1 protein-coding gene is annotated in these 318 nt (G+C 80.5%); it reads left to right on the top strand.

Annotated features, from left to right (window positions below; genetic code table 11):
- Window positions 1-318, top strand: a 318-nt coding sequence (locus ACR9ZG_RS18970) for an amidohydrolase family protein (protein ID WP_481286394.1), incomplete at both ends; no start/stop codon positions are given.

Here is a 318-nt window from a genome sequence, read left to right as displayed (position 1 = left end):
GGATCGGGCTCGCCTGGGCGATGCTCCGCCGCCGCCCCGGCGACCCCGATTCCCCCGTCTTCGAGCCCCACCAGCGGCTCACCGCGTACCAGGCGCTGCACGGCTACACCGTCGGCGCCGCCCGCGCGCAAGGCGACCGCGACCTCGGCTCCCTCACCCCAGGAGCCCGCGCGGACTACGCCGTCTGGGATGCCGACCCGCTCGCCGTCCCGGCCGACGAGCTGCCGCAGGTCCCCGTGACCAGCGCGGTCGCCCGCCCCCCCGCCAGAACCCCCCCCCCCACCCCCCCCCCCCCCCCACCCCCCCCCCCCCCCCCCC

The sequence above is a fragment of the Leifsonia sp. KNZ12-8B genome (assembly GCF_056755495.1).
This window is presented reverse-complemented; position numbering and strand designations above follow the sequence as displayed.